This window comes from Flavobacterium sp. (genome assembly GCF_043780635.1).
Classification (GTDB): Bacteria; Bacteroidota; Bacteroidia; order Flavobacteriales; family Flavobacteriaceae; genus Flavobacterium.
The window spans coordinates 1-7,520 of sequence record NZ_JAYWCK010000117.1; the positions used below are offsets into that span (position 1 = coordinate 1).

The 7,520-nt window shown below is 35.5% G+C and carries 7 protein-coding genes and 1 tRNA gene; 4 read left to right on the plus strand and 4 right to left on the minus strand.

The window, feature by feature from the left end:
- The first annotated feature begins 23 nt into the window (after window positions 1-23).
- Window positions 24-97: transfer RNA gene (locus tag ACH2BV_RS10430), tRNA-His, on the plus strand.
- Between the two features lie 106 nt (window positions 98-203).
- On the opposite strand, the gene ACH2BV_RS10435 is transcribed toward ACH2BV_RS10430, so the two are convergent.
- From ACH2BV_RS10435 to ACH2BV_RS10445, 3 genes are all read right to left on the minus strand, one after another.
- A complete protein-coding gene (locus ACH2BV_RS10435; RefSeq protein WP_395050666.1) occupies window positions 204-1,220 on the minus strand; it encodes a M28 family metallopeptidase in 1,017 nt (338 codons plus the stop codon).
- A 42-nt stretch (window positions 1,221-1,262) separates the two neighbouring features.
- Window positions 1,263-2,036: a dienelactone hydrolase family protein gene (locus ACH2BV_RS10440; protein ID WP_395050667.1), complete on the minus strand. Its 774-nt coding sequence runs from the start codon at window positions 2,034-2,036 to the stop codon at window positions 1,263-1,265.
- A gap of 92 nt (window positions 2,037-2,128) precedes the next feature.
- Window positions 2,129-2,581 (minus strand): Lrp/AsnC family transcriptional regulator, encoded by a 453-nt coding sequence (locus tag ACH2BV_RS10445; protein ID WP_395050668.1) that lies wholly within the window; start codon window positions 2,579-2,581, stop codon window positions 2,129-2,131.
- A gap of 147 nt (window positions 2,582-2,728) precedes the next feature.
- On the opposite strand from ACH2BV_RS10445, the gene rocD reads away from it, so the two are divergent.
- The 3 genes from rocD to ACH2BV_RS10460 all read left to right on the plus strand — a co-directional run bounded on the left by rocD (window position 2,729) and on the right by ACH2BV_RS10460 (window position 6,670).
- On the plus strand, window positions 2,729-4,012 hold the full coding sequence (rocD, locus tag ACH2BV_RS10450; RefSeq protein ID WP_395050669.1) for an ornithine--oxo-acid transaminase: 1,284 nt from the start codon (window positions 2,729-2,731) through the stop codon (window positions 4,010-4,012).
- A gap of 9 nt (window positions 4,013-4,021) precedes the next feature.
- Complete coding sequence (locus ACH2BV_RS10455; protein ID WP_395050670.1) at window positions 4,022-4,984, plus strand: arginase; 963 nt, start codon at window positions 4,022-4,024, stop codon at window positions 4,982-4,984.
- A 195-nt stretch (window positions 4,985-5,179) separates the two neighbouring features.
- Window positions 5,180-6,670, plus strand: a complete 1,491-nt coding sequence (locus ACH2BV_RS10460) for a pyridoxal phosphate-dependent decarboxylase family protein (RefSeq protein WP_395050671.1) — start codon at window positions 5,180-5,182, stop codon at window positions 6,668-6,670.
- A gap of 120 nt (window positions 6,671-6,790) precedes the next feature.
- Here the strand turns inward: ACH2BV_RS10460 and ACH2BV_RS10465 are convergent, their stop codons facing one another.
- Window positions 6,791-7,351 (minus strand): C40 family peptidase, encoded by a 561-nt coding sequence (locus ACH2BV_RS10465; protein WP_395050672.1) that lies wholly within the window; start codon window positions 7,349-7,351, stop codon window positions 6,791-6,793.
- Window positions 7,352-7,520 lie beyond the last annotated feature (169 nt).

The window sequence follows — 7,520 nt, forward strand, 5'->3', positions numbered from 1 at the left end:
TATATTTGCACTCGTTAAAAATGGTGGTTGTAGCTCAGCTGGTTAGAGTATTGGTTTGTGGTGCCGAGGGTCGCCGGTTCGAACCCGGTCAGCCACCCAGAACGCAAAAGCTTCGAAGAAATTCGAGGCTTTTTTTGTGGCAAAAAAAGAGCTTCAAATTTCTTCGAAGCTCTTTATAATTTTTATTTAAGTTGTTGGTGAAATTAACTTCCGCTTTTATCAACCACAGGACGATTTTCTCTGTTTGCTAATTCCCAGGCAATAGTAAAGGCAAGTTGCGTTCTTTTTGCCAAAGCATCAAATTCAATTTTATCCACTTCATCGGTAGCTTTGTGATAATCAGCGTGAACACCATTGAAAAGGAAAACAGAAGGAACCCCGTTTTTAGCAAAATTATAATGATCCGAGCGGTAATAAAAACGATTTGGATCTGTTCTGTCATTGTATTTGTAATCTATATTTAAGTTCACAAAATTTTTATTGGCAGCTTCACAAATCTTGTATAAATCGGTTGAAAGATAATCGGAACCAATTAGATACACATAATTACTCGAGTCATTATGAAACTCGTCGTGACGACCAATCATATCAATATTGATGTCGGTTATAGTGTTTGCCAATGGAAACAAAGGGTGTTGAGAATAATAACTGGAACCCAACAATCCGTGTTCTTCGCCAGTCACGTGAAGAAATAAAATGGAACGTTTTGGACCGTGACCTTCTTTTTTGGCTTTTGAAAAAGCCTGAGCAATTTCGAGTAAAGCCACAGTTCCGGAACCATCATCATCTGCGCCATTGTAAATTTCTCCATTTTTTATACCAACATGATCGTAATGTGCTGAAATTACAATGATTTCCTCTGGTTTCTCTGAACCTTCAATAAATGCCCAAATGTTTTCAGAATCAGGCAGATTATCATTGCGAATAGCATTCAGGAAAGAAGCCGGAACTCTTTGATAAAAATTAGTTGCTCCTTTAGGAAATGAAATAGTATTAGCTTTGTATTGACTGATAAGATATTCTCCTGCTTTTTTTTGTCCAGAAGAGCCCGTTTCTCTTCCTTGCATTTCATCAGAAGCTACAATATAAAGAAGTGTTTTTAAATCAGCGGCAGTAATTGTATTCATATATTTTGTTGGTGGAACGACAGAAACACTGCTTTTTTGCGAAGTGCAAGAAATTGATGCGGCCAGTAATAAGAGAATTAAAACTTTTTTCATTTTGAATATATATTGGTAATTATTTGGGACTAAATTATATTTTTATTTTTTTAAAACTTCATTCAAAAAGAGTTTCATATGTTCCCAAGATCTTTCGGCTGCAATTTCGTTATATGCTGCGCCTTTCGAATTATCATTTCCCGATTCAGGATTGGTAAAAGAATGCACTGCATTGGCATAATAAATCATTTGCCAATCTGCTTTTGCATCTTTCATTTCTTGTTGGAAAGCAGCAATTTCTTCTTTGGATTCATATGGATCATCAGCTCCGTGACAAACCAAAACCTTGGCATTAATTGGTTCAATAGCTCTTTTTGTATCTCTGCCTAATCCTCCGTGAAAGGAGACAACTCCTTTTACGTTCATATTTACTCGTGCAACTTCAAGCGCTCCAGTGCCCCCAAAACAATAGCCAATCACAACAATATTATCCGGATTTGCACCCGAAAGAATTAATTGTTCCAATGCTAATGAAATTCTTTTTTGATATTCTGTAAAATTGGTTTTATAATAGCCAGCATTTTTTCCAGCTTCGGAATAGTCTTTTGGGTAATTTCCTTCGCCATAAATATCAGCTACAAAAGCATAATAGCCCAATTTTGATAAGTTTTCGGCAGTATCTTTCGAAAGTTTGTCAATTCCCAACCAAGCCGGAAGTATCAAAATTCCAGGTTTTTGTTGGCTTTTTGTTTTTGGTTGAATGCTAAAACCATTTAAAACCTGAACTCCATCTTTGTATAACACTGGTTTCAATTGTGCAAAAGAACTATTGGAATACAATAAGATTGCAGAAAATAAATAAATAAACTTTTTCATAACGGTATATTTTTAACAAATATCTGAAATAAAATAGAATAGTATATAATGAACAGTTGTTAATTGTGTAATTTTTATCAAAGAAATACTATTTACAAACTCACATTCCGCTTAAAAGCACAACCCAATTCCATTATAGAATCTGTTTTTGAAATGCCGGGAATATTGTCGATTTTTTCATAAAGCACTTTTCGCATATGTTCGTGATTTCGGGCGATAATTTTGATATAAAGGGTATATAAACCCGAGATATAATAACATTCCGTGATTTCGGGAATTTTTTTCAACTCTTCGATAATTCTAGATGAATCCTGATCCTTATTCAGCGTGATTCCTGTGAAAGCTCCCCAATCATAACCCACTTTTTTCTCGTTGATTACAGGTTTTATTCCAAGAAGAATTCCTTGTTGCATTAATCGATTCACTCGCTGATGCACCATTGTATTTGAAATTTTTAGATTGGCAGCGATTGTTGAATAAGCCATTCGCCCATCTTTTTCCAATTCTTTGATAATAAAAACATCAAATTTGTCCAGTATTTCCATAATTATTAAAATTAAAATGACTTAAATATTTACTTTAAAAGTTAATATGACTTATTTTAAACAAATGTAAGTCAAAATTATTATTTATTATTGTAAAATAAAATATTTTATTAATTTTGTATTCGAAAATTTTAAAAACTGCCCACAATGGAACAAATACATCAAACTCTTTCTTCTAAAGCCGAAGAAATGATAGGAAAAGAAAATAAATATGGTGCTCACAATTACCATCCACTACCTGTCGTTCTCGAAAGGGGTGAAGGTGTTTTTGTTTGGGATATGGACGGAAAAAAATATTTCGATTTTCTTTCTGCCTATTCTGCGGTGAACCAAGGACATTGTCACCCGAAAATTGTGAATGCAATGATTAAACAAGCGCAAACACTGACTTTGACTTCCCGTGCTTTTTATAATGACCAATTGGGTAATTATGAAGAATATGTAACCAAATATTTTTATTTTGACAAGGTTTTGCCAATGAACACGGGTGCCGAAGCGGTAGAAACAGCACTTAAATTATGTCGAAAATGGGCGTATGAAGTCAAAGGAATTCCTGAAAATCAGGCGCAAATTATCGTTTGTGAAAACAATTTCCACGGTCGAACAACGACTATTATTTCCTTTTCGAACGATGAAGGTGCTCGTAAAAGCTTTGGACCATTCACAGCAGGATTTATCAAAATTCCCTATGATGATGTTGAAGCATTGGAAAAAGTGCTGAAATCAACAACTAATATAGCTGGATTCTTGGTAGAGCCTATTCAAGGTGAAGCGGGAGTTTATGTACCTGCCGAAGGATATTTGGCGAAAGCCAAAGCGCTTTGCGAACAACACAATGTTTTATTTATAGCAGATGAAGTACAAACCGGAATTGCCAGAACTGGAAGATTATTGGCAACTTGTGGCAATTGTTCTTGTGAAAATGGATGCGAGAATAAACCTGAAGTAAAACCAGATATTCTTATTCTAGGAAAAGCACTTTCCGGAGGTGTTTATCCGGTTTCAGCGGTTTTAGCAAATGATGCAATTATGAACGTGATTCAACCGGGACAACACGGTTCTACTTTTGGTGGAAACCCAATAGCTGCTGCCGTTGCCATTGCTGCGCTTGAAGTAATTCGCGAAGAAAAATTATCAGAAAATGCGTATCGTTTGGGAGTTATTTTAAGAAAAGGACTCAACGATATTGCTCAAAGAAATTCTTTGATTACTTTAGTTCGAGGTAAAGGCTTGCTAAATGCCATTGTTATCAATTGTGGTGAAGACTCTGATTTGGCTTGGGATATTTGCATGAAATTTAGCGAATATGGCTTGTTGGCAAAACCAACTCATGGCAATAAAATCAGATTAGCGCCACCATTAGTGATTACTGAAAGTCAAATTCATGACTGTCTTGCCATTATTGAAAGGGCTTTGAACGATTTTAGATAATAGAATTATATGGAACCAGTGATAAAATTAATAAAGAATCGATCTGATATTGGCGCTGGAACCAGAGGTTCTGATATGGGAGTTGATGCTATTGAAATTGCCGCTATCAATCAAAATAGCGATTATTTCAACCAATTTCCTTTTGAGGATGTGAAAACCCACAACGAATCAGTTTATGACAAAAACAGAAGCACGTTTGCCAAAAGAATAGAGCATGTTGCAGAACAATGTACTCGAGTTTGTGCTTCGGTTAAGAAAAATTTGGAAGCTAATTTTTTTCCCATTGTTTTGTCCGGTGACCATTCATCGGCATTGGGAACGATAAGCGGAATAAAAGCCGTTTATCCCGAACAAAAATTAGGCGTTATTTGGATTGATGCTCACGCCGATTTGCATTCGCCTTATACTTCACCATCCGGAAATATTCACGGAATGCCTTTAGCTGCTGCTATTGCCGATGATAATTTAGATTGTCAAATAAACGAATTGGCTACTGAAACCCAACACTATTGGGAAGAAATGAAAAATATTGGTTGCAAAGGAGCTAAAGTTTTGGCTGAAAATTTGATTTATTTTGGTGTTCGTGATACGGAAGAAGCCGAAAATAAGCAAATCGAAAAACTAAAAATCAGGAATTATAAAGTTGACGAAGTTCGCTATCGGGGACTTAAAACCTGCGTGAAAGAAGCATTGGACAAACTCTCCAATTGCGATATTTTGTATATTTCTTTTGATGTGGATTCAATGGATTGTGACTTGATTTCTTACGGAACCGGAACGCCAGTTCCCAGAGGTTTTGACCAATATGAAATCATCGCCATTATTGATCAAATTATCGAAACCAATAAGGTAGTTTGTATTGAATTTGTTGAAGTAAACCCACTTTTAGACAACAAAGGAAACAAAATGGCTGAAACGGCATTTGAAGTTTTGGAACACATTACAGCTACTGTTATTTTGCCGCGAGAATGATGGTTTTGGGATTATTTTTATATCTTTGAAAGATGATTATTACTGTTTTATTGTACAAAGCTCCCCAAATTTAGTTAGATTTAGTCCTTTTAATGACCAGTTTATAAGAGTAGTGGTCCTACTTGGGCTAGTTTGGAGCTTTATACTTTAAATAAGAAATTAACTTTGTCAAACTAAATACCTGCAAGTTATACCATGACAGATAAACGAAAATCACCAATTGAAATTAGTAAAGAGGATTTCAAAAAAATTGGATATCAATTAGTAGATTCCATTTCAAATTTCATTGATACCATTGATGAAAAACCAGTTACAACCGGAGAAACTCCCAAACAAATACAACAGCTTTTAGGGAATGCCTCTTTGCCCGAAAATGGAACTGCCGTTTCAGAATTAATTTCAAAATCTTCTGATTTGTTAATCCAACATTCGTTACTAAACGGCCATCCGAAATTTTTCGGATACATAACTTCATCTCCAACACCAATCGGTGCATTGGCAGATTTTTTAGCTGCTGCTGTTAATCCCAATGTTGGCGCAAACATTTTAAGTCCGATGGCCACAGCCATTGAAAAACAAACTGTGAAATGGCTGACCGAGTTTATCGGTGCCTCTCCTTCCTGTGGAGGAATATTAGTTAGTGGTGGCAATATGGCTAACTTCACTGCTTTTTTAGCAGCAAGAACTGCCAAAGCACCAAAGAATTTGAAGGAAGAAGGCTTGGCAAACACTAATGCAGAAATGGTTTTCTATTGCTCAAAAGCAACTCACACCTGGATAGAAAAGGCCGCAGTTTTATTCGGGCATGGCACAAAAGCCATCAGATGGATAAACACCGATGCTGACAATAAAATGAATATAGAAATTTTGCGTCAAACAATTAATGCCGATTTAAAAAGTGGCAAAAAACCTTTTCTTGTAATTGGAAATGCAGGAGATGTCAGCACAGGAGTGGTAGATAATCTTTCTGCCATAGCAAGTATATGCAAGGAATATGATTTATGGTTTCATATTGACGGTGCTTATGGGATTCCTGCAGCAGTAATTCCGCAATACAAAAATTTATTTGAAGGAATTCAGGAAGCTGATTCCATTGCACTTGACCCACACAAATGGCTTTATGCTCCACTTGAAGCCGGTTGCACCTTGGTAAAAAACCCTCAGCATTTAATTGACACTTATAGTTCCCATCCCGTTTATTACAATTTTGGCAACCACGATGATGAACCGTCACTAAATTATTATGAATTTGGTTTTCAAAATTCAAGAGGATTCAGAGCGTTAAAAGTTTGGATGGCTTTGCAGCAAGTTGGAAAGAACGGTTACATAGAAATGATTGGTCAAGACATTGCACTTTCAGAGATGTTGTTTGCGCAAGCAAAAAAGCATCCTGAACTTGAGGCTGTAACTCAAAATTTAAGCATTACCACATTGCGTTATGTTCCCACTAATTATATTCAACAAGGGAAGGAAAGTGAGGAGTATTTAAACAAATTGAATGAAAATTTATTGAATAAACTGCAGGAAGAAGGCGAGGTATTTTTATCAAATGCTATAGTTGCAGACAAATACTGTTTAAGAGCATGTATTGTGAATTTCAGAACTTCTGAAAAAGACATTCATGAAGTTGTTGAAATCATAGTAAGAGAGGGGCGAAAGGTTCATGAAACTCTTCAAGGAAAATAACGGTTTACTAATAAACTTAAACGTTGACTGCATAAATACACAACTTTGTAATTCAGTTTTCCACACAGAATCAATACTTTTTGGGTTACGAGAAGCTATATCTTCAGCTTCTCGGCATCATTAATCTGACAAGACATCTACTGCTTTTACAAATCTACGAGTATAACCCTTCTGTTTTAGACTTGAAATAATGACTTTCATTTCGCTACCTGAGGAGGCGTGAATAAAATCGCTTTCCATTCCTTTTGGATTTGTTACAATACCCACATGGCCTATAACGTTTCTGGTAGGACTCAAAAACACCAGAATATCTCCTTTTTTTACACTTTCAATGGGGATTTCTTTACCGAAATTCTCAAATTGTGGAGAGCTTCGTGGTACCTGAATTTTATAATGTTGGAAAACATAATAAACAAATCCTGAACAATCAAACCCATCTACGCTGCAAGAAGCTGCAACATAAGGGGTTCCTAATAATCCCATTCCAAAGTTCACAATCTTGTCCCTCAACGAATCATTAGTTTTAATTGGATTTACGAGTTCGTTATTGGCATTAGATTTATCGCCTTCAGGCAAACTATTTACACCTCCCAATGAACCATAAGCGATGAAGTACACCACAATTGCCGATAAAGCAATGATTGTTGCTAATATTAAGGGATAGATCTTTTTAGTTATCATATGGAAAACGGAATTACTAAATGTAAAAGGAAGTCATTCTTAAATTATATTTAATGATTAAATAATAATAAATTTAACCCGTTGGGTGCAATTAAATTATTTGTGTTTTAATATTGTTTATTGGTCTTTCAAAAATAAATTTATTGATGAATTGCACCAAAGTTAATGC